The following is a 20870-nucleotide window of genomic DNA, read 5'->3' on the forward strand; positions in this document are numbered from 1 at the left end:
CGCCTTACTGCCATGAACATCAGAACCCGGCTCACTGTCCTTTTTGCGCTGCTGGTTGGTTCCATCATCCTGCTGTTTTCCCTCACGATTTATTATTTATTCGATCAGTACCGCGAACGGGAGTTCTACGACCGTCTCCGACAGAACGCTTTTGCAACCGCCCAGTTGCTGGAAAATGTAGAGGTGAGTGGAATTACGGATAAAATGCTGCAGCAGATCGAACTGAATTACATGTCGCTCTACAAAGGGCATGTAACCATCTTTTTGCCCGATAACCGGATTCTGCACTCGACCGATTCCAAACGGGAGGTGGTTTCGCTCCAGTTTCTGGAACAGGTTCGGAATGGCAAGGAAATTTTCAGGCGCAACGGCATGGTAGAAACCCTCGGCGTCCGGTTTACCGACCGCCATAACCGCATTCTGGTGGTGGTGGCAACGGCCATCGACCGCTACGGTTTTACCAAAATTGAGTGGCTGCGGGATATTCTGGTAATCAGTTGGGTTGTCAGTATGGGCATTGTGCTGCTGGCGGGGTGGTTTTTTGCCGGCGATGCGCTTAAACCGGTTTCCGACATCATCGATCAGGTCAACGACATTTCAGCCACCAACATCTACGCCCGGCTGCGCATCGGACGACCCAAGGACGAGCTGGCCAAACTGGCGGCCACGTTCAATGAAATGCTCGAACGACTGGAGCAGGCGTTTATTCTTCAGAAAAACTTCGTTTCCCATGCCTCACACGAACTGCTCACCCCGCTGACGGTGATGATGGGTCAGGTCGATGTGGCCCTGATGCAGCCCCGCAAGGAATACGAATACAAGCAGGCCCTGGAAAGTGTTCTGGAAGAAGGCAAAAAAATGAACAACCTGGTCAATGGCCTGCTCGAACTGGCGCGGGTGAATGCCGACGCAGCCACGCTGTCGTTCAAACCGGTGCGGGTCGACGAAGTGCTTTGGCAGGGGCGCAGCCGGTTGCTGCAAAAGAATGAAGAATACCGGATCGATATCGAATACGAAAAACTACCCGGTAACGAGGAAGAACTGATTGTGATGGGCGAAGAATCGCTCCTGCAAATGGCTTTCCAGAACCTGATCGAAAACGGCTGTAAGTATTCGAAAGACCGGCACATGGTGGTGACGCTCAACGCGGGCGAAGACGACATCAGACTGACGTTTACCGACCACGGCTACGGCATTCCGCCGGAAGACATTCCCCATTTGTTTGAGCCCTTTTTCCGTTCCGAAACCACCTCCGGCATCATCGGCCACGGCATCGGGCTAGCCCTCACCCACCGCATCATCACCATTCACAAGGGTCAGATCCGGGTGGAATCGGAGATCGGAAAGGGCACTTCCGTGGAGGTAACCGTACCGGTTCGCAAAACCGTCACCATCGAAAAACCGGTGGCCTTTGAACTGGACGAATAAGCCCTACCGGCCAATTTAACCTGTTTTTAACTTGACCTTAATTCACTTTTAACAGCGTTTCGTCAACTTTGACTTCAGAGTTACAAGCCACTTGTACATGGAGTCTGCTGTTTTCATCCTTACTGCTGCAAGTAGCCTGGGCGTTTTTTTGTTCCGGGGGCAGACGAAGTACTACTTCAGCCTGTTTCTCCATATTCTCCTCATTGTTACGGCTTCTTCCTGGGCTTTCCGCGCGCTGTCGGCCGGTGGGCTGATGCAATTCAATCTGCTGGAGCGGGCCGGTTTTCTTTTGCCCGTCAATATCGATAGTCTGTCAGCCTTTTTTCTGGTTGTCATCAACCTGACCATTCTCATGGGCGTGCTGTATGCCAACGGGTATCTGAAGCTGTACCGGCAAACCCAATCGGAGCGTCAACTGTCGTTTCACCACCTGGCACTCCTCTGGCTCCATCTGTCCATGATTCTGGTTTGCACCCTGCGTGGCAGAACCGCTTTTCTGATTTCCTGGGAGCTGATGGCCGTGGCCGCATTCGGGCTGGTGGTATTCGAGGGCGAACGGAAAGATATTCTGAAAACCGGTTACGCGTATCTGCTCCAGATTCAAATGGGGTTTGCGTTCATTCTGGCGGCCCTGCTGATCGCCGGTTCGCAAGGATATTCTTTCGGTTTCGATAGCCTCGGTGCCTATTTCACGACCCACAAGCCGTTACCGGTTTTTCTACTCTTTTTTATCGGATTCGGCAGTTACGCGGGTTTCGTTCCCTTGCATAGCTGGCTCCCTCAAACGCAGCTAACAGCACCAACCCACGTTTCGGCCATCTTGTCGGGCGTACTGACCCCGATGGGTCTTTACGGCATCCTGCGGGTGTTGACGTATATCCATACCGATCTGGCTCCCATCGCCTTGCTTCTGCTGGCCTTTTCGCTCCTGTCGGGGCTGGTTGGTAGCCGGAACACCTTTCTCCAACACGATGGCAAAAAACTGCTGGCCTACAACAGCATCACTAATACGGGAATCATCGGAATCGGAATCGGGGCCGGATTACTGGGCCTTGCTTTTAATCTTCCCGCCCTGGCCGCGCTGGGGTTTACGGGGGGTATTTTACACATCGCCAACCATGCCTTGTCCAAGTCGCTGCTGTTTTTTGGTGTCGGCGCCATTTACCGGTCTACGCACACCCGGAATATCGACCAGTTAGGCGGTTTGATCCGAACCATGCCCAAAACATCGTTTCTATTCCTCCTCGGTACACTGGCCCTCTGCGGATTACCACCCTTCAACGGTTTCGTGTCTGAATTTTTGATTTATCGCGGGCTTATCAAGGGCCTTACCCTGCATACTGGCGTGCTGAATCTGGTGATCTGGGCGGTTTTTTCGGGACTTACCCTGCTCAGCGGCTTCACGGTGATGGGTTTCAGGAAAGTCTTTGAAACAGTATTTCTGGGGACTCCCCACTCCGATTCTGCAGCGCGCGCCCAGGAAGTAACCGACGACCTGCTGGTTCCGCAGTGGCTGGCAAGCCTTTTCATTCTAACGATCGGCATCTGGCCTACGTTTTTCCTGAAACTCACCGGCAACGTGGTAGCACTGTACGTTACCGACCTGCATCCGATCGGCGCGGCTGTTCCCATGCTGGTGTATGTCGGCAGTATGGGAGCCACGCTGGTCGGAGCCGCGCTCTTCGTCCTGTGGATTCGGACAAAACCGCAGAAGCCTGTCCACATCGATTGTCATTCGCCCAACTCGTTTCGCAAACCCAAAAAAGAACACGAGTTTGGGTAACCCTCAATTATCTGTAATTTATTTAGGTTATTTCAAGCTCAGGCCGGTCAATCGACCGGCCTGACTTTTGTAACTTATTTCAGAAACCCTTCCAGCGAGGCCGGTGAATAGTTGACGTTTTTCAGTGTTTTGTTGTCGGCTGTGCGATACACCAGGTACTTGCCGTCCGACTCCACGTAGTGGCAGTCAACGCCTTTTGCCTGGTAATGCTGAACGGTTGCCTCGGCTTCTTCCACCGTCAGACAGGCTTTGCTGAGGTTCGAACGCTGGACTTCGTCAAACAAGGCTTTGAAGCGGTCACCCAGCCCGAATTCCAGAATAGCACCGGCCAGCACATACTGCAAATCGCAGAGCGCGTCGGCCACTTCCACGAGGTCTTTTTCCAGAATGGCGACTTCCAGTTCTTTCAATTCCTCGGTCAGCAGCGCAACGCGAAGCTGACAGCGGGTTTCGGACGGAATCTGGGGGGTTTCTAAAACCGGGTGGTGAAAAGTCCGGTGAAATTCGGCAACAGCGTTTAATGAATCGGGCGTTTGCATTGACCTGGATGACAGTGATTAAAAATTATTTTTGATGAGTTTGATCGAAATAGCCAGCAAAATAATGCCGAAAACCTTCCGCAGAATATTGATTCCGCCCGGCCCCAGCCGGTTTTCAATCCAGGCCGACGACTTCAGAACGGCGTAAATCAGCACCAGATTGATCAAAATACCGACCAGAATATTGGCCGTTGCATACTCCGCTTTGAGCGAAAGAATGGTTGTCATGGTGCCGGCCCCGGCAATGAGCGGAAAGGCAATCGGGACGATGTGGGTGGCACCGGCCCCATGATCATCGGCTTTGAAAATGTTCCGGCCCAGAATCATTTCCAGCCCCAGCAAAAAGATGATCAGCGCACCCGCCACGGCAAACGACGACACATCGACACCGAACAGCTTCAGAATGGATTCCCCCACGAACAGAAACGCCACCATGAGCAATGCCGACGCCAGCGTAGCTTTCTCCGACTCGATTTTGCCGGTTTTCTTGCGCAGGTCGATGATGACCGGCAGCGAACCGACCACATCGATGACCGAAAACAGAATGAGCGTGACGGAAATGATTTCTTTAAAATTCAGCATAAGTAGCCCCGCAAAAACTGTTTTAACGCATCTATTTCCCATTCCTCAATTGCCGGGAAATTGGCAATCCGGAAGGTGTTCGCTTTCCAGTCACCATACCCATTGCCGAGCGTAATCCCGGCTTTTTGTGCAGCGGTTTTCACGGCCCGAATGGCTTCTTCACTCCCCTGAACGGCAATCACGGTGTCCGACCGCAGCTCTGGATTTGCGATCAGCAATTCCCAGGCGGTTTCCTTTTCGATCAATTCGTACCAGTCAGCCGCCCGGCTGCGCACCAGGGCATCGATTTCTGAAATGGGCGAAACCTGCTGCAATACCCTCATTAACAGATAAATACCCAACCCATTCGGCGTAAACTGCGTCTGGTATTTTGTAATATTTTCGTGGATGAACAGCAGGCTGTTGTAATACTGCCGGTCGGCGATGATCTCCGCCTGTTTGAGCGCATCAGGCGAGTAAATCAACACGGCCAACCCCGCGGGCAAACCCAGGCACTTCTGCACCGAAGCAAACCAGACATCGGCCAGCGACCAGTCGAATGCCAGACCGCCTAACGACGAAACCGCGTCGACGGCAATCAAACCGCTGAATTCCCGCCGAAACTGAGCCAGGGTATCCATCCGCACCTGTGTTCCGTTGGACGTTTCGTTCTGCAACACACACAACACATCCGCTTCGCCCGGCAAAATCATCGGTTTGATCCGGTGGGCATATTCCATCCATTTCTTCCCGAAAGCGCCCCCGTAAGGATGCAGGCTCGTGGTCACCGTCAGCGACTGGGCGACGATTTCCCAGCACTCCGTGGCCGATGAGACAAACGCAATGTGATAGTCCGCCGGAATGGCCATTTTATCGTGCAGCAACAGCAGCGTTTCCTTCACGATGTCCATAAAACCTTCAGACCGGTGATTCAGACTCACGACGCCCGACCGAATGGCCTCCTGCGCGTAGTCGGCCACCTGCGGATATACTTTAGACGGACCGGGATAAAAGGTAATCATTGTTACTATACTGAATTTCTGGTTGTTACTTTTCCAAACTCAGCAAATACCGCACCGCCAGATCGTACCCCAGCAACCCCAATCCAAGAATAACGCCCTTGCATTTCGCGGACAAATAGCTGTGGTGCCGGAACGATTCGCGGGCGTGGACATTGGAAATATGCACTTCGACCGCCGGGGCCGGAACCGCCGACAGCGCATCGGCCAGGGCAATGGAGGTGTGCGTATACGCCCCGGCATTGATCACAATGCCGTCGATGGTGAAGCCCAGTTCGTGAATTTTATCGATCAGCTCGCCCTCGTGGTTGGATTGGAAATACCGGATTTGCACGTCGGGAAACGCCTGTTCGATGGTTTCCAGGTAGTCGACAAAGGTGCGGCTGCCGTAAATTTCGGGTTCACGTTTCCCCAGCAGGTTGAGGTTAGGGCCGTTTAGAATCAGAATCTGTTTCATGAATAGAAGGGTAAAGCCGCCGGATGACGAATTACGGATGCCGATGATGGCGGTTTCGGGAATTAAACCGTACTTCGCAATCTGTACTCCGTCGATGATACTGTGTGGCAAAGTTACATTAACGCTTTTAAAAACTACCTGAAACTGGAACGTTCGCTGGCCGAAAATTCCGTGGAAGCCTATCTGCATGATATCAGCAAGTTACACGAATTTCTGGCGTTAACCGGCGATCCGGTGCCCCCGACGCAGGTCACAGAAGACCTGATTTTCAATTTTCTGGCCTATATGACCGATCTCGGCTTGTCGGCCCAGTCGCAGGCCCGGATTCTTTCCGGTTTGAAAGCCTTCTACAAATTTCTGCTGCTGGAAAACGAGATTCAAACCGACCCGACACAACTCATTGATGGCCCCAAACTGAGCCGAAAACTCCCCGACACCCTGAGTTTTCCCGAAATAGAAGCCATTCTGAGTGCCATCGACCTGTCTACGCCCGCAGGCACCCGCGACCGCGCCATGATCGAAGTGCTGTACAGTTCCGGGCTGCGGGTTTCCGAACTCCTGGATTTACGGCTGACCAGTTGTTATTTCGAAGTCGGTTTTATCCGCATCAGCGGAAAAGGCAACAAAATGCGGCTGGTGCCGATTGGAAAAGACGCCATCAAGCACACCACGCTTTACGTCGATCACGTTCGGAGTCAACTGGAAATCCAAAAAGGAGCCGAAGATACGGTTTTCCTGAATCTGCGGGGGAGTTCGCTGTCGCGGGTGTCGGTATTCAAAACCATCAAAAAACTGGCCATTGCGGCCGGTATTCAAAAGGAAATCAGCCCGCACACGTTCCGGCATTCGTTCGCGACGCATCTGATCGAAGGCGGGGCCGATTTGCGGGCGGTGCAACAGATGCTCGGCCACGAATCCATCACGACCACCGAGATTTACACCCACCTCGACCGTGATTATTTAAAGCAGATCATTACGGATTTTCACCCCCGATCCTAAAAATTACCAAGCCTGGAAAACAAAAGTACCCGCCATCAAAAATAGCGGGTACTAATCTCGTCGGTTAACCCTAACCCAAATCACATTAGCTTTTAATAGTTAAGAAGATTCCCCGGCGGTTTTGTCACCGGAAAAGTACTGTTCAGGTTGTTTGAATAATACGTTAAATGACGTCATACTGCCATAAATACGGGTAATGTATTGTTGTATGTTGACTTTTTCTTCATCATCTATCGAGCTGGCGTTGATGCGTTGTTCCAACACCCGCAACCGGTCGCGCATCATCACAATTTTGTGAAAGAACGCATCAATCGGTATTTCCTTCGACGCCAGATCCGTTCGACCCGGTTTTAAAATCATCTTCCCCCCTTTCCACTTATCGCCCAGCGGCACAACTTCCGAAAGATCCGCCCATTTCTGCAGGATTCGGGAAAGGGACTGCTCCACGTCGAACAGGCTCACCAGATCGTTGTCCAGTTCCACCAGTTCGATCACCTCCAGTGGGGTGGTCAGCTTTACTATTTTGACGCCGGATTCGACAAAAGTCACAACATACCCGTTCGATTTTACATTAATTATTACACCGACACCAAACTCGGCGTGTTGCACCCGCGATCCTATTCCTAAAATAATATCCATAAAAAGTTTTTTTGCATGGCTATACACAAACGGTGTACCAGAAAAAATGATGAGTGATGAACGATGAATTAAAGCGGAGCTATCACGATCTAAAGCACATCGGTCTTTTTAATTCATTGTTCATCATTCATCACCCATCATTTCTCTTCGGCAGCAACACTTTGCAGACGCAGGTGGATTTAGACGTGATGGTGGTGGCTTCGTCCATCAGTTCAAAACCGTCTTTGATACTCTGCCAAAGCGTGTCGCTGTGTTTGTGATCGTTGATGGTAACGATGAGTAAACCGTTCGCTTTGAGGTAGGTAGCAAACCGTTGGAGGGTCTTGAGCGGGTGCTTGCTGTAATAGATCGACTCGTTGAAAACAATCATGTCAAACTGCCCGGTCGGCACATATTTGTCCATATCGGCCACCAGATACGTACACTTTTCGTCGGCCTGGGCCTGCGCGTTTTTGATGGCGCTATCGGAAATATCGAAAGCCACAAACCGGCCGTAGTTCTGGGTTTGCAGCCGCTGTTGCAAAAAGCCTTCCCCACAGCCAATTTCCAGAATTTCCGGCTGACCGGGTTTCAAAAATTTAATGTAGCCCACAATGACACTGAACCGGGCCAGTTCGTCGAGTCCTTTCAGTCCATCCCACAAGCCTTTGTCATACTGATAATTCCAGCGGTCGCGATCGATACGAAGTATTTTACGTTTGAAAAATGAAGTGAGGGCTTGCATACGGTTTTGGATGGGTTCGGCAAAAAGGGAGAAATTCAGGCGAAAAATGCCGCCCTAGCGACTTGTGCTGTCCTCAACAAACAGCGTATCGGCCACATCCAGCGCGGTCGAGTCCAGGGCCGTTCCGTCGGGCTCAGTGGGCAAAGCGCGTTCGAGCTGGCGTTTTTTGTTCCAGGGCGCGGTCGTTCGTCTTCCCATGTCGATGGCTACAAAAATAACAATGAGGGTAAAGATGAGGGCCGCGATAAACAGGATGCGACGATTTTTATTCATAATTCTTTCAATTTTTTGGGCGAAACCAGATCCACCAGATGCCCCGTCCGACCGGATATGGCCGCCCAGTCCAGGTTCTCAAATTCGATGATGGCCACGGCTCCCTTGCTCATTGAACCCACATCAGCGTGCGTCAGGTACTCCGCGAAATACGAAATATCGGGGTTATGACCGAACAGCATCACGGATTGGCAGTGTTTATCTACGCCGTTAATGGCCGCAATATACGCTTTTGGCCCGCCATCGAACAATTTCGGCTCCAATACCATTTGATCCGGATCAATGTGGAACTGTTCGGCCATCACTTTTCCGGTATCCCGGGCGCGGTTGGCAGTGCTGCTGATCAGACAGTCCGGTTTTATGCCTTGCCCGGCCAGATGATGTCCGACGCGGGCGGCTGCCATAATGCCTTCCGGAACCAGATCGCGGTCGTGGTCACGCTGGAAACTCGCCCGATCTTCCGCTTTGGCATGACGGACGAGGTATAATGTTTTCTTCATGTGCTTAGGTTAAGCTAAGTCGTTTTTTTCCAAAACTACTAATTCTGTCGAAAAGACAATCAGTCAACTCGCCGAGTCTTTGGATTGTTGCTGAACCCGCCCCTGAAAAATTCGTATCTTTGTGTTTTAACGCCAAATTAAGCACCATACATGGCTTGCTACTGCGGCCATTCTGACCATAATGAGTACGACACAGGAAATCAGCCGTCGCCGAACGTTTGCGATTATCAGTCACCCGGATGCCGGAAAGACGACATTGACCGAAAAACTGCTGCTTTTCGGGGGCGCTATCCAAACCGCCGGCGCCGTTAAGTCGAATAAAATCAAGAAGTCGGCCACTTCCGACTTTATGGAAATTGAAAAACAACGCGGTATTTCGGTCGCCACATCGGTGATGACATTTGAGTATAAAGACCTCAAAATCAACATTCTCGACACGCCGGGTCACAAAGATTTTGCGGAAGATACCTACCGCACCCTGACGGCGGTCGACAGCGTTATCCTCGTCATCGACTGTGTGAAAGGCGTGGAAGAGCAAACCGAGCGGCTGATGGAAGTGTGCCGGATGCGCGATACGCCGGTGATCATTTTCATCAATAAACTCGACCGCGAAGGCCAGGACCCATTCGATTTGCTGGACGAACTGGAATCCAAACTCAACCTCCGCGTTCGACCGCTGACGTGGCCGGTCAACATGGGATCGGATTTTAAAGGTGTCTACAGTCTGTATGACAAAACGATGAATTTCTTCCGTGTCAACAAAACGAAAGTGGAAGAAGACATTCTCGAAATCGACATCGATTCGCCGGTTCTGGAACAAAAAGTGGGCGAGCGCGATGCCCAACAACTGCGCGAAGACGCCGAACTGATTGAAGGCATTTACGATCCATTCGACCGGCAAACCTACCTGGCGGGCAAAGTGGCCCCGGTATTTTTCGGGTCAGCGGTCAATAATTTTGGCGTCAAAGAATTGCTGGATACGTTCTGCAGCATTTCGCCCGAACCCATCGCCCGCGCCACCGACAAACGCGTTGTGTTTCCGGACGAACCGAAATTCACCGGGTTTGTCTTTAAGATTCACGCCAACCTCGACCCCCGCCACCGCGACCGGATCGCGTTTCTGCGCATCTGCTCGGGGGTTTTCGAACGGGGGAAATTTTATCACCACACCCGGCTCGACAAAGACGTGCGGTTTTCGAGCCCGTTTAGTTTCATGGCCGACAGCAAAAGCATTGTGGATGAGGGATTTCCGGGCGATGTTGTCGGTCTGTACGACACCGGTTCGTTCAAAATCGGGGACACCCTGACCGAAGGCGAAGACATGCGTTACGTCGGCATTCCAAGTTTCTCGCCCGAGATTTTCAAGGAGTTGATCAATTCGGACCCGATGAAATCCAAGCAACTGGAAAAGGGAATTCAGCAGTTAACCGACGAGGGAGTCGCCCAGTTGTTCACGATGACGAGCGGGAACCGGAAAATTGTCGGAACCGTGGGTGAACTACAGTTCGACGTGATTCAGTACCGGCTCGAACACGAATACGGGGCCAAATGCCGCTGGACCACCATGCCGGTTTCCAAAGCCTGCTGGCTGACGTCGGACGACAAGAAGAAACTGGACGAATTTATCCGGCTGAAGGGCCTGGCCATTGCCTACGACAAAGACGCCAACCCGGTTTTTCTGGCCGAATCGGACTGGATTCTGCGGATGAACATGCAGAATAACCCCGACATCAAGTTTCACTTTACCTCGGAATTTAAGACGGCGGTGGAAGCCTAACGTTCTCCGCACTCAACTTTAGCCTTTACACCATGTTCCAAAATACATCCGTTACCAGTCGCTTTCTTCGTTACGTCCAAATTGATACCCAGTCCGATCCACGGTCAACGACCAATCCATCGACTGAAAAGCAGAAAGATCTGGGCCGGATTCTGGTTGAAGAACTGCACGAAATCGGTATTACGGATGCCGAACTGGACGAGTATGGTTACGTTTATGCGACCATTCCGGCCAATACTGACAAACCGAATGTGCCGGTTCTGTGCTTTTGCGCCCACATGGATACGTCGCCCGACGTGACGGGCGAGGGTGTAAAACCGCTGACGCACCACGGCTGGGATGGCTCCGATATGGTTTTGCCCGACGACCCGACGCAGATCATCCGGCTGGCCGATCACCCGGATTTACATGATCAGATTGGCAATGACATCATCACCGCCAGCGGAACGACCCTGCTCGGTGCCGACAACAAAGCCGGTGTCGCCGAAATCATGGCAGCTACGGAGTTGATTGTTAATCACCCGATTATCAAACACGGAACCATTCGCTTGCTGTTTACGCCCGATGAAGAAGTGGGGCGCGGAACGGAAAAAGTGGACATGAAAAAGCTCGGTGCAGACTTTGGCTATACCATCGACGGCGAGCAGCTCGGCACGCTGGAAGACGAAACGTTTTCTGCCGATGCGGTCAAAATCGTGATTCAGGGTGTAAGTACCCATCCCGGTTTTGCGAAAGGCAAGCTCGAAAATGCGCTAAAAATTGCCGCCGATTTGCTGGCCGCCCTGCCCAAAGATTCGCTCTCGCCCGAAACCACCGAAGGCCATGAGGGCTTCGTTCATCCGGGCCATCTCGAAGGCAATCAGGATCAGGCGGTGGTCGAGTTCATCATCCGGGATTTTAGCGTGAGCGGTTTGCACGAAAAGGAAGAGAATCTTCAAAATCTTCTACATGCTGTTCTGACGAATTACCCCAACTCCAGCGCCACCTTTGAGGTGCGGGAACAATATCGAAACATGAAGGAAGTGCTGGATCAGCATCCGGCGGTTGTTGACAATGCCCTCGAAGCCATCCGCCGGAGCGAGTTGACGCCCGAACGGCGAAGCATCCGGGGCGGAACAGATGGTTCGCGGCTGTCGTTCATGGGTCTCCCCTGCCCCAACATTTTCGCCGGCGAACACGCGTTTCACTCCCGTCTGGAATGGGTGTCGGTTCAGGATATGGAGAAAGCCGTCGAGGTGATTGTGAATTTGTGCCAGGTTTGGGAGGAAAAAGCAGAATAGACGCCTGACATAAAAGAGGGTTCGGAAGGAGTAAACATCCTTCCGAACCCTCTTTTATGACTGTCAATCTGGATCAGGCAATCGTCTTCGTCACGCCCCCATCGACCCGAATTGCGGCCCCGTTGGTCGCCGATGCCAGCGGACTGGACAGATAAGCCACCATATTGGCGATTTCCTGCGTGGTCGAAAACCGCTGAATAATGGACGTCGGTCGGGCATTCTTGAAGAAATCCTTTTCCATATCTTCCACCGAAACCTGGTTCATTGTCGCCATATTTCCGATAAAATCGCCGACGCCTTCGGAGAAGGTTGGCCCCGGCAAAATGGAGTTGACGGTTACGTTCGTTCCTTTCGTCAACTCGGCCAGTCCCCGCGAGATCGCCAACTGGGCGGTTTTGGTGGTGCCGTAGTGAATCATTTCGGTCGGAATCTGAAGAGCCGACTCACTGGACACAAAGATGATGCGGCCCCAGTTTTTGGCCAACATTTTCGGGAAATAATGACGGGAAAGCCGGACGCCACTCAATACATTCACCTCAAAAAACCGCATCCAGTCTTCATCCGGAATGTCCGCAAAGTTTTTGGGCTCGAAAATTCCGACGTTATTGATCAAAATATCAACCTCGGGCAATTCCGCCAGCAAGGCGTTCACCTCTTCGATCTTACTAAAATCGGCGGCAATGCCCCGAAACCGGGTGCCGGGCAATTCGTCCGATAACTGCTGAACTACGGCATTGACGCGCGCCCGGTTTCGGCCATTGATGGTTACTTCGACCCCTTCCTGAGCCAGTGTTTTGGCAACAGCCAGACCAATACCGGCCGTTGAACCGGTTACCAGGGCGGTTTTTCCGCTCAATTGCAAATCCATACTTTCGTTGTGTTTAAGAATACCGTTCCGTAATCGTTCTGGCTCGCTCCCGGGTTTCCAGAATCAGCGGATGTATCGGTTTAGCCAGTGCTTCCAACACTTCAGAAACCGTGTCCTTGAACAACAAATTAACCGGCAATGCGTGCCGATCCTGAGCGGTTTTTAGCACAACCACCGGTTTGGTTTGGCCCTGCGCACCGTGGAAACCATACCAGGTTTTCGCTTCCAGCCAGGCCGCATCAACGGCTTCGGCGGTGGTGTCCACCAGAAACTCCTCCGTCGGCAGATGCAGGTTTTTACGGTCTGCCATCCGACCATCCAGATCGGCCAGTTGCTGGCGCAGGCGAATGGTATCCTTGCCCGTCCGGATGCGCTCACGCAACGACTGGCGAATGAAATAGGTAATAGCCTGCGTGACGTTTAGGCCAATCTCGGCCATTTGCTTGAAAATAAGCGAGGTGGGCGACATGCCGGGAATAGTGTTCGGATCGTGGAGCAACACCCGCCCCGGTTCGTTGGCCTGATCAGGCGTCAAAAAACCGTCGATTCGGGCACACACGTTCATGCCCAGACGCGTAAAGACCTCGGCGACACTCAACTGAATGGCCCGGTTGTGTTCCAGACTGGTTTCAACCGGAATCCGTTTTTTGGTCGTATTGGACTGGTATTTTGATTTAAAATCGAAGCTCGTAACGTTGTAAATTTCGGTTGGGGGCAACGCAACCGCCGTTCCATCGTCGTCCTGAATCACCCCGCAGGAAAACTCCTGACCACTGACAAATTCCTCAAACAGCACATCATCTTCGGAATTCGCCGATCCAATCACAAGCGTTTGATAACCCGAAGATGCCCAGGAATCCGCTTTTTCGAGCAGATCCTGGGGATGGTCAATAAATTCGCCGGTTTCTTCGATCACAACCGGATAGCCAATGCCGGAATCCAGTTCAGTCACCTCCTGCACAAAGGCGGTTTTCTCCTCTTCCGAAAACTGCTTCCAGCGTTCCAGGTCGATTTCCTGCCGGAAGAAACACTGATCGACGGCTTTGATAAACTGGCGCAGGTCGTTTTCCCGAACAATCACCACCCCGATCGACGAGCCCTGATGCGGAGCTTTCACCACGATGGGCAGACCCAGCAACCCTTGCAACGACTCAAATACCCCGGCTTTGTCCGCCTGATCCCAATCGGGTCGGCTGATGACCGACATTTTTTTCTGCTGCCCATTGACGAGCGCAATCAATTCATTTTGCAGAATCTTGTTGATTCCCACCGCCGAACCCATCAGACCCGGTCCGGTATACGGTATCTTGTACCACTCCAGCAAACCCTGAATACCGCCGTCTTCGCAGTCGGGGCCGTGCATGGCCAGAAAGGCCAGATCAAAGTGCTGGCTGAATTCCTGCGGCTGGATGCGCTGACCGATTAACCGGATTTGCTGTTCCCGCTCTTCATCGGATAAACCGGCTAACGATTCGATGTAAACGCTGAACGTGGGGTCGGTTTGCTGCGGATAAAACGCCCGAATCGAGCCTTTGCTGAGAAACTCTTCCCGAATCAAAATAAAATTACCCAACCCATCCACAAAAACCATGACGGGCTGAAACAGCGATTTGTCGATATGGGCCAGGGCCGTGCGACCGCCCGCAAACGAGACTTCCCGCTCACGCGACGGGCCACCGAAGAAGATTCCTATTTTCATTGTAGGTACCCACGGACTTCAGTCTGTGAGTGAATTAAGAATGGGTACTAGGGCGCAAAATAACAAAAAAGCCGCTCTCCCGATGGAAAAGCGGCCAAAAGTCTTAAAAGATAGCAAGTACACTAAAATATGGTTTAAAACGCCGGGGTCAGATTGACGGCTTCGACCCGTGTAATTTCCGGAACGGCTTTCAAAATTGCTTCTTCCAACCCGGCTTTGAAGGTCATGGTCGACATGGGGCAGGAGCCACACGCGCCGACCAGTTCCAGCCGGACTACTTTATCGCTCGTCACTTCCAGCACCTTTACGTTGCCACCATCTGCTTCCAGATACGGCCGGATGCCATTCAGCGCTTTTTCGATACGATCGATCAATATTTCGTTATCCAGTACGGTTTCCATGCGAACAATAAACAAAAGGTGGTCAAATGACTGATGGTAAAAATACGTTTTTTCCCTCTTAAATCCAATCAAAACGGCTTATTGGCGAACAATTTCAACGGGACGGGTTTTGTCAAGGGTGGCATTCCGCACCGAAATCTGCTGCGCCAGGGCTTCAGCCGCCGACCGGAAAGCCCCCGAGGTTACCGGATCGTTTTCAGTCACAACCGGTTTGCCGTCATCACCCGCTTCCCGGATGCTCTGCACAAGTGGAATCTGGCCCAACAGCGGCACGTCGAACTTATCAGCCAGCAACTGACCACCGCCTTTGCCAAAAATATAGTATTTCGAGTCAGGCAGTTCGGCGGGGGTGAAATAGGCCATATTTTCGATGACGCCCAAAACCGGCACATTGATCTGCGGTTGCCGGAACATCGCCAGCCCCTTCGTCGCGTCGGCCAGCGCCACTTTTTGAGGAGTGGTTACAATAACCGCGCCGGTCACGGGAACGGTTTGCACCAGCGTCAGGTGAATATCGCTCGTACCGGGCGGCAGGTCAATCAGCAGGTAATCGAGTTCGCCCCAGTTGGTGTCCGCAAAAAACTGCCGCAACGCCTGGCTTGCCATTGGTCCCCGCCAAACGATGGCGTTGTCCTTCGGCGTCAGAAAACCGATCGACATCAGCTTAACGCCAAATTGCTGAATCGGTTGCAACATATTCTTGCCGTCTACCTGCCCTACCGCGGGTTGCAGTTCCTCCGCTCCGAACATGACGGGAATCGAGGGGCCAAAAATATCCGCATCGATAATCCCGACTTTCGCGCCGGATTTGTACAAAGCCACCGCCAGATTGGCCGTTACGGTTGATTTACCAACTCCGCCTTTGCCCGACGCAATCGCGATGATATTCTTCACACCCGGCAAAACCGGTGCGTTGAAACGCGTCGAACTCACATCCGCCGTGAGGTTGACAATCACTTCAATGTCGGGGCCGATGTGGGTATGAATGGCATCGACACAGCGTTTGCGAATCAGTTCTTTTAGTGGGCAGGCCGGGGTGGTGAGCACCACCGTAAACCGCACCTGATCAACGCCTAACTCAATGTCTTTCACCATATTGAGCGTAACCAAATCACGCTTCAAATCCGGTTCTTCGACGTGCCCAAGGGCATTTAAAACACTTTCTTTGGTAAGTTTATACGTTGACATAAGTACAGGTCTGTTGGGTAAACAGCGAATCAGGCGGCCTGGTTCGCGCCCGGGTCAATCGTTTTGAATGCCCGCAACCGGCTTTCTATTTCCTGTTTCTCCCGGGTAACATCGGCTTTTGGGGAAACCGCATCGAGTTGTTGAAGCAGCTTTTCCAGAAATCGCCGGTGCGATTCTGTTCCTTCGTGGAAAGGCCGGTGCGCCATCGACTTCCGCAGGGTTTGCCACTCGGTTATAAAGCTGCGAAGTTCGTCATCAAACGCGCATTCGGCAAATTTTTCAAAAATATAGGTTTCGGCCACTGCATTGGGATGAATCAGATCGGCCTCATAAAACCGGTAATCGCGCAAATCATCCAGCATGATCTCGTAAGCCGGAAAATAATGCACCTGTTCGCTCCAAACCGTCAGTTCGTGACTAACGGCCCTCAGAATGGATTTGCTGGCCTGATTCAGCGGCAGGGTGTCTTTGGTATGCCGCACCGGACTAACCGTCAGCAGGATCTGCAAACCCGGATTGACCCGTTTCAACTTTTTCACCAGATCGGTCAGCGTTTGCTGAACGTGTTCGTAAGCATACAGGTATTTTTCAAACAGAAAACCGGGCATTTTCTGGCAGTTGGCCACCACTTTGCCGGTTTCGAGATGTCGGTACACGGTTGCTGTTCCCAGCGTCAGCACAAGCCAATCGGCGGTTCGGAGTGCGTCGCCGGTTTGAGTCAGCAAGTCTGTGAGCCGATCCCGCAATTCATCACGGCTGCGGCCCCAGAAGGTAGAATGAAAGTCGTAATGAAACCACAAGCCGTCGCGTTCCACATACAGATCCGGATCAGGCCCGGCATTGTGCAGGGAAGCCAGCAGGAGTTTAGCGATGGAAACCGGGTTGAACAGGGTTCCGAACGGATTGCTCCGCACAGCCACTTTGTTGTCGGTCAACTGGCGGCCCAGCACGTCGGCGAAACAGGAGCCAATGGTCACCACCCGGGCGTCGGGCCGGATCAAAGCCGGTAGTTTTTCCGGCGATAGTTCAGTACGAAAGTCCATACTATACTAACAAAAAAGCGGTTCGAAAAGCTCCGAACCGCCTTAAAAAATTCACACGATAACGTGCTGATTATCATCATTTATTCAGCCGCAATCACGTCAAACTTAATCGTTTGTTTTACGTCTTTGTGCAGGTTGACGATGGCGTTGTAGGAACCCAGAACTTTGGCTTCATCGATCGTAATTTTCTTCCGGTCGATGTCGTATCCTTTTTCTTTCAGGGCATCGGCCACCTGGGTGTTGGTAACCCGTCCGAAGATTTTACCGCTTTCGCCCGCTTTCGCCAGAATCTTCAATTCCAGTTGTCCGATCGCTTCGGCGATGGCCAGGGCGTCGTTTTTGGTTTTTTCGGCTTTGTGAGCGGCCTGGCGAATGTTTTCGGCCACCACTTTCTTGTTCGAATCCGTTGCCATCACGGCATATCCCTGCGGAATCAGGTAATTACGGCCATAGCCGGGTTTAACTTCAACAGTGTCGTTCTTAAAACCCAGTCCGGCGATGTCGGTTTTCAGTATGATTTGCATAATATGAATGAGTTGTCAGTTTATGGAATACGGTTTTCAGTAAACGGTTTACGGTTTTCAGACAAGCAGAACTCCGTAAACTGTATACCGTAAACCGAACACCTTAAACTTATTTCAGTGAATCGCCTACGTACGGTAATAAGGCAAGGTGCCGAGCGCGTTTAACGGCCTGACCCACTTTGCGTTGGTATTTCAGGCTGGTTCCGGTGATCCGGCGGGGCAGGATTTTGCCTTGCTCGTTCAGCAACTTCAGCAGGAAGTTGGGATCCTTGTAATCGATGTATTTGATGCCGGATTTTTTGAAACGACAGTATTTCTTCCGGTTTTCGTTTTTGCTAACGGGTTCGTTCTGCAGACTCATGATTATTTGGCCTCCTCTCCTGCTTTTTCGGTTTGTTGTTTGCTTTTGCCCAGTTGTCCTTTGCGACGACGTTCGTTGTACGCCAGTGCGTGCTTATCGAGAACCGTGGTCAGGTTGCGAATGATGCGCTCATCCCGACGGAATTCGATGTCCAGTGCTTCGGGAACCTTCGTTTCAGCCGAAAACTCAAACAGGAAATAGTAGCCTGTATTCTTGTGTTGGATCGGGTACGCCAGTTTGCGCAGGCCCATACTCTCTTCGTTAACAATTTCCGCACCGTTATCGGTTAAAATCTTGCGGAACTTGTCGACAGTGTCCTTTATCTGAACTTCAGATAAAACGGGAGTTAAAATGAACACCGTCTCATAGTTCTTTGTGAACTGCATGACAATTGTGTTAAATGGATAATGATTTCAAAATGAGGACGCAAAGGTAGTAAGAATGCCTGAAAAGAGAAAGGGACGAACGGTTTTTTTTATCCCGCGTCCCTTTCTCTTTTCAGGCTGGTTTTCAGCCGGTTCGTTATTTCACCGTGAACTCGCCCTGCCCGATTTTGAACCCTTCCGAATACAGTTCGATCTGGTGAGCGCCTTCTTTAAACGGGATGTTGCCCCGGCCATAGATGAAGGCCACCTGCTGCCCGGTATTATCGTAGGCAATGGTTTGTTTGGCCGTATAGACCATCTCCTGCCCGCTGAAAATAAACTGACCGGAACCGGTGGCCATGTCCGCAATAACCGACCCGCTGGGGTCCAGAATCCGGAGAAAAATCTCTTTTTCGTTTTCCTGCGCCAGTGGATTAGTCGAAAGCCGGAACGAAATCTTTATTTTTTCGATGCGCCGGGCGCGGTATTCACCGCCATCGCTTTCCTTACCCCGCCGGTTGATGGCGTTCACCGCCAGGTTTTCCGCTTTCAGGGCCGATGCCAGGGTTACTTTTTCGGCCAGTTCCCGGTTTTTTTCGGCAATTGTCGTCACGGTGTCGTTCAGCGCCTGCCGTTCGTTTTTCAAACTGGTGTTCTCTTCCGTCAGGGTCTGGTTTTGCGACGTCAGGATGCTGTTTTCTTCCTTGAGCTGGCCAATTTCCTTGTCTTTTTCGTCCAGAATAGCCAGGTATTCCTTGATTTTCCCTTCGTATTTCTTGATGTCGAAAGCCGCCACATTCCGCAGGTTTCGCTTGTCGGCTTCCAGTTGCTCTTTCACTTTCAACAGCGAATCGACCCGGCCTCCGAGCGATTGAATTTCGGAAATTTTTGCATCCAACTGCGTCGAAATGGAATCCAGGCGGGTCTTGGTCACCAGCATTTCCTGGGTTTTATCAGTCAGGGTAGTTTGCTGGCTCTTATTGGTTTGTCTCTCCTGGTAATAGAAATAGAGGAGCAGCAAATTCAGGGCGGCCAGAATCCCTAAAGCCACTAATAAGTAATTTTTACGGTTATTACGTCGGTCCTGGTTATACGACTCCATCGATGAGTATTACTTGATTTGTTTCGCGTTATTTGGCGTAAAGTAAGGCTTTCCTGTACTTTTTTCAATAAAACCGGCCATTATTTTCCGGCAACTGTCCCTTAAATTACCGTCGAAAGGATTTAGGTTGCATCCGTTATCTTTGCCCAAAATTGAGTAATCAGACAATGACCATCGCCACGAACATCCAGCAGATTGAACAGCAACTGCCCGAACAGACCAAGCTGATCGCCGTTACCAAAACCAAACCGGTCGCCCTGCTACAGGAAGCCTACGACGCGGGCTGTCGGCGTTTTGGCGAAAACAAGGTGCAGGAAATGGTCGAGAAACAACCACAGTTGCCCGCCGACATCGAATGGCACCTCATCGGGCACCTGCAAACCAACAAGGTGAAATACATGGCGCCGTTTGTCAGTCTGATTCATTCGGTCGATAGCCTGAAAGTGCTGGAAGAAATTAACAAACAGGGCGTCCGGCACGCCCGCGTCATCGACTGTCTGCTCCAGATTCACATTGCACAGGAAGAAACCAAGTTTGGCTTTGACGAAGCGGAAGCCGACGCCCTGCTGAATTCCCCGGAACTCGACCAACTAACCAATGTCCGCATTGTGGGCCTGATGGGCATGGCGACCAACACCGACGACGAAGCCCAAATCCGGCAGGAATTTCGAACGCTCAAGCAGCTCTTCGACCGGCTCAGCACCCTTCAGAAACCGAATGTGGTTTTTCAGGAGCTTTCAATGGGCATGAGCAGCGATTATTTGATCGCAATTGAAGAAGGCAGCACAATGGTACGGGTTGGAAGTGCGATATTTGGAACAAGAAACTGACACAACCCATTATCATGCATAAAATCTTTTTGCAATCCGGTGCCGTTCTGGGCTTTCTGGGCGTCGCCCTGGGGGCCTTTGGAGCCCACGCCTTCCGCGCCATGCTCGAGCTTTCAAAACGAAGTGATACGTTTGAAACCGCCGTAAAGTACCAGTTTTACCACGCGCTGGCGCTGGTTGCCATCGGAATCCTGTTGCAGATACCTGCGACAACAGCGGTTTCGGCAAAATACTATTCGTGGGCAGGCTACGCCTTTCTGTTTGGCGTTCTTATTTTCAGTGGCTCGCTGTATGCCATTTGTTTCACCGGCATCACCAAATTCGGGGCCATTGCCCCCATCGGCGGTTTGCTGATGCTGGCGGGCTGGGCATTGCTGCTGGTCGGTGGGCTGAAAAGTTAAGTTTCGGTTTAATCGGGCAATTCAAAGGGTTAAGGAGCGTCCCGAAATGGGAATTCAATGCATTTTAAAGAGTTCCGAATCGATTTTTAATACCAAAACCACCCTACGT

Annotated in this window: 24 protein-coding genes; 7 read left to right on the forward strand and 17 right to left on the reverse strand. The window is 51.7% G+C overall.

The genetic code is table 11. From position 1 onward, the window contains the following. Positions 1-12: 12 nt before the first annotated feature. Both ACO064_RS04420 and ACO064_RS04425 read left to right on the forward strand, forming a co-directional pair. Entirely contained in the window at positions 13-1428 is a 1416-nt protein-coding gene (locus tag ACO064_RS04420; protein ID WP_421826193.1) for a HAMP domain-containing sensor histidine kinase, read from the forward strand. Between the two features lie 97 nt (positions 1429-1525). Then, on the forward strand, positions 1526-3211 hold the full coding sequence (locus tag ACO064_RS04425; RefSeq protein WP_421826194.1) for a proton-conducting transporter membrane subunit: 1686 nt from the start codon (positions 1526-1528) through the stop codon (positions 3209-3211). Positions 3212-3285: 74 nt separating this feature from the next. Here the strand turns inward: ACO064_RS04425 and ACO064_RS04430 are convergent, their stop codons facing one another. The 4 genes from ACO064_RS04430 to aroQ are packed head-to-tail and all read right to left on the reverse strand — an operon-like array spanning position 3286 to position 5787. Further along, the gene (locus tag ACO064_RS04430; RefSeq protein WP_421826195.1) at positions 3286-3750 is read right to left on the reverse strand and encodes a hypothetical protein; all 465 of its coding nucleotides are present in this window, start codon (positions 3748-3750) and stop codon (positions 3286-3288) included. An 18-nt stretch (positions 3751-3768) separates the two neighbouring features. Continuing rightward, positions 3769-4332, reverse strand: a complete 564-nt coding sequence (locus ACO064_RS04435; RefSeq protein WP_138992385.1) for a MarC family protein — start codon at positions 4330-4332, stop codon at positions 3769-3771. Continuing rightward, entirely contained in the window at positions 4326-5333 is a 1008-nt protein-coding gene (locus tag ACO064_RS04440; RefSeq protein ID WP_421826196.1) for an aminotransferase class V-fold PLP-dependent enzyme, read from the reverse strand. The genes ACO064_RS04435 and ACO064_RS04440 overlap by 7 nt, the downstream gene beginning before the upstream one ends. A 25-nt stretch (positions 5334-5358) precedes the next feature. Next, positions 5359-5787, reverse strand: coding sequence for a type II 3-dehydroquinate dehydratase (gene aroQ, locus ACO064_RS04445; protein WP_114405031.1), 429 nt, complete (start codon positions 5785-5787; stop codon positions 5359-5361). A 102-nt stretch (positions 5788-5889) separates the two neighbouring features. Between aroQ and xerD the strand changes: the two genes are divergently transcribed. Beyond that, positions 5890-6786, forward strand: coding sequence for a site-specific tyrosine recombinase XerD (gene xerD / locus ACO064_RS04450; RefSeq protein WP_421826197.1), 897 nt, complete (start codon positions 5890-5892; stop codon positions 6784-6786). Positions 6787-6885: 99 nt separating this feature from the next. On the opposite strand, the gene ACO064_RS04455 is transcribed toward xerD, so the two are convergent. From ACO064_RS04455 to ACO064_RS04470, 4 genes are all read right to left on the reverse strand, one after another. Further along, on the reverse strand, positions 6886-7425 hold the full coding sequence (locus tag ACO064_RS04455) for a hypothetical protein (RefSeq protein ID WP_421826198.1): 540 nt from the start codon (positions 7423-7425) through the stop codon (positions 6886-6888). Positions 7426-7555: 130 nt separating this feature from the next. Next, positions 7556-8149 (reverse strand): class I SAM-dependent methyltransferase, encoded by a 594-nt coding sequence (locus ACO064_RS04460; protein ID WP_421826199.1) that lies wholly within the window; start codon positions 8147-8149, stop codon positions 7556-7558. A gap of 54 nt (positions 8150-8203) precedes the next feature. Further along, positions 8204-8422 (reverse strand): hypothetical protein, encoded by a 219-nt coding sequence (locus ACO064_RS04465; RefSeq protein ID WP_421826200.1) that lies wholly within the window; start codon positions 8420-8422, stop codon positions 8204-8206. Beyond that, entirely contained in the window at positions 8419-8922 is a 504-nt protein-coding gene (locus ACO064_RS04470) for a SixA phosphatase family protein (protein WP_421826201.1), read from the reverse strand. Before ACO064_RS04470 ends, ACO064_RS04465 begins: the two co-directional genes overlap by 4 nt. A gap of 181 nt (positions 8923-9103) precedes the next feature. Here ACO064_RS04470 and ACO064_RS04475 point away from each other — a divergent pair, with 181 nt between their 5' ends. Then, on the forward strand, positions 9104-10699 hold the full coding sequence (locus ACO064_RS04475; RefSeq protein ID WP_421826202.1) for a peptide chain release factor 3: 1596 nt from the start codon (positions 9104-9106) through the stop codon (positions 10697-10699). Positions 10700-10731: 32 nt separating this feature from the next. After that, entirely contained in the window at positions 10732-11979 is a 1248-nt protein-coding gene (gene pepT / locus ACO064_RS04480; RefSeq protein WP_421826203.1) for a peptidase T, read from the forward strand. Positions 11980-12052: 73 nt separating this feature from the next. Here the strand turns inward: pepT and ACO064_RS04485 are convergent, their stop codons facing one another. The 9 genes from ACO064_RS04485 to ACO064_RS04525 form a co-directional block, all read right to left on the reverse strand. Further along, positions 12053-12847, reverse strand: a complete 795-nt coding sequence (locus tag ACO064_RS04485) for an SDR family NAD(P)-dependent oxidoreductase (RefSeq protein ID WP_421826204.1) — start codon at positions 12845-12847, stop codon at positions 12053-12055. 13 nt (positions 12848-12860) lie between these two features. Then, positions 12861-14546: a D-alanine--D-alanine ligase family protein gene (locus ACO064_RS04490; RefSeq protein ID WP_421826205.1), complete on the reverse strand. Its 1686-nt coding sequence runs from the start codon at positions 14544-14546 to the stop codon at positions 12861-12863. 134 nt (positions 14547-14680) lie between these two features. After that, positions 14681-14947: a NifU family protein gene (locus ACO064_RS04495; RefSeq protein WP_138992395.1), complete on the reverse strand. Its 267-nt coding sequence runs from the start codon at positions 14945-14947 to the stop codon at positions 14681-14683. Between the two features lie 78 nt (positions 14948-15025). After that, positions 15026-16135 (reverse strand): Mrp/NBP35 family ATP-binding protein, encoded by a 1110-nt coding sequence (locus ACO064_RS04500; RefSeq protein ID WP_421826206.1) that lies wholly within the window; start codon positions 16133-16135, stop codon positions 15026-15028. A 29-nt stretch (positions 16136-16164) separates the two neighbouring features. Continuing rightward, the gene (locus tag ACO064_RS04505; RefSeq protein ID WP_421826207.1) at positions 16165-17178 is read right to left on the reverse strand and encodes a GSCFA domain-containing protein; all 1014 of its coding nucleotides are present in this window, start codon (positions 17176-17178) and stop codon (positions 16165-16167) included. An 80-nt stretch (positions 17179-17258) separates the two neighbouring features. Continuing rightward, positions 17259-17702, reverse strand: coding sequence for a 50S ribosomal protein L9 (rplI, locus tag ACO064_RS04510; protein WP_150879981.1), 444 nt, complete (start codon positions 17700-17702; stop codon positions 17259-17261). A gap of 109 nt (positions 17703-17811) precedes the next feature. Further along, a complete protein-coding gene (gene rpsR / locus ACO064_RS04515) occupies positions 17812-18063 on the reverse strand; it encodes a 30S ribosomal protein S18 (RefSeq protein WP_038117645.1) in 252 nt (83 codons plus the stop codon). A gap of 2 nt (positions 18064-18065) precedes the next feature. Further along, positions 18066-18449, reverse strand: a complete 384-nt coding sequence (rpsF, locus tag ACO064_RS04520; RefSeq protein ID WP_114405045.1) for a 30S ribosomal protein S6 — start codon at positions 18447-18449, stop codon at positions 18066-18068. Positions 18450-18585: 136 nt separating this feature from the next. After that, positions 18586-19530 (reverse strand): hypothetical protein, encoded by a 945-nt coding sequence (locus tag ACO064_RS04525; RefSeq protein WP_421826208.1) that lies wholly within the window; start codon positions 19528-19530, stop codon positions 18586-18588. 167 nt (positions 19531-19697) lie between these two features. On the opposite strand from ACO064_RS04525, the gene ACO064_RS04530 reads away from it, so the two are divergent. Continuing rightward, positions 19698-20360 (forward strand): YggS family pyridoxal phosphate-dependent enzyme, encoded by a 663-nt coding sequence (locus ACO064_RS04530; RefSeq protein ID WP_421830990.1) that lies wholly within the window; start codon positions 19698-19700, stop codon positions 20358-20360. 14 nt (positions 20361-20374) lie between these two features. Beyond that, positions 20375-20761: a DUF423 domain-containing protein gene (locus tag ACO064_RS04535; protein ID WP_421826209.1), complete on the forward strand. Its 387-nt coding sequence runs from the start codon at positions 20375-20377 to the stop codon at positions 20759-20761. Positions 20762-20870: the final 109 nt, after the last annotated feature.

This window comes from Larkinella sp. (assembly GCF_965227735.1).
In the GTDB taxonomy this organism is placed as follows: Bacteria; Bacteroidota; Bacteroidia; order Cytophagales; family Spirosomataceae; genus Larkinella.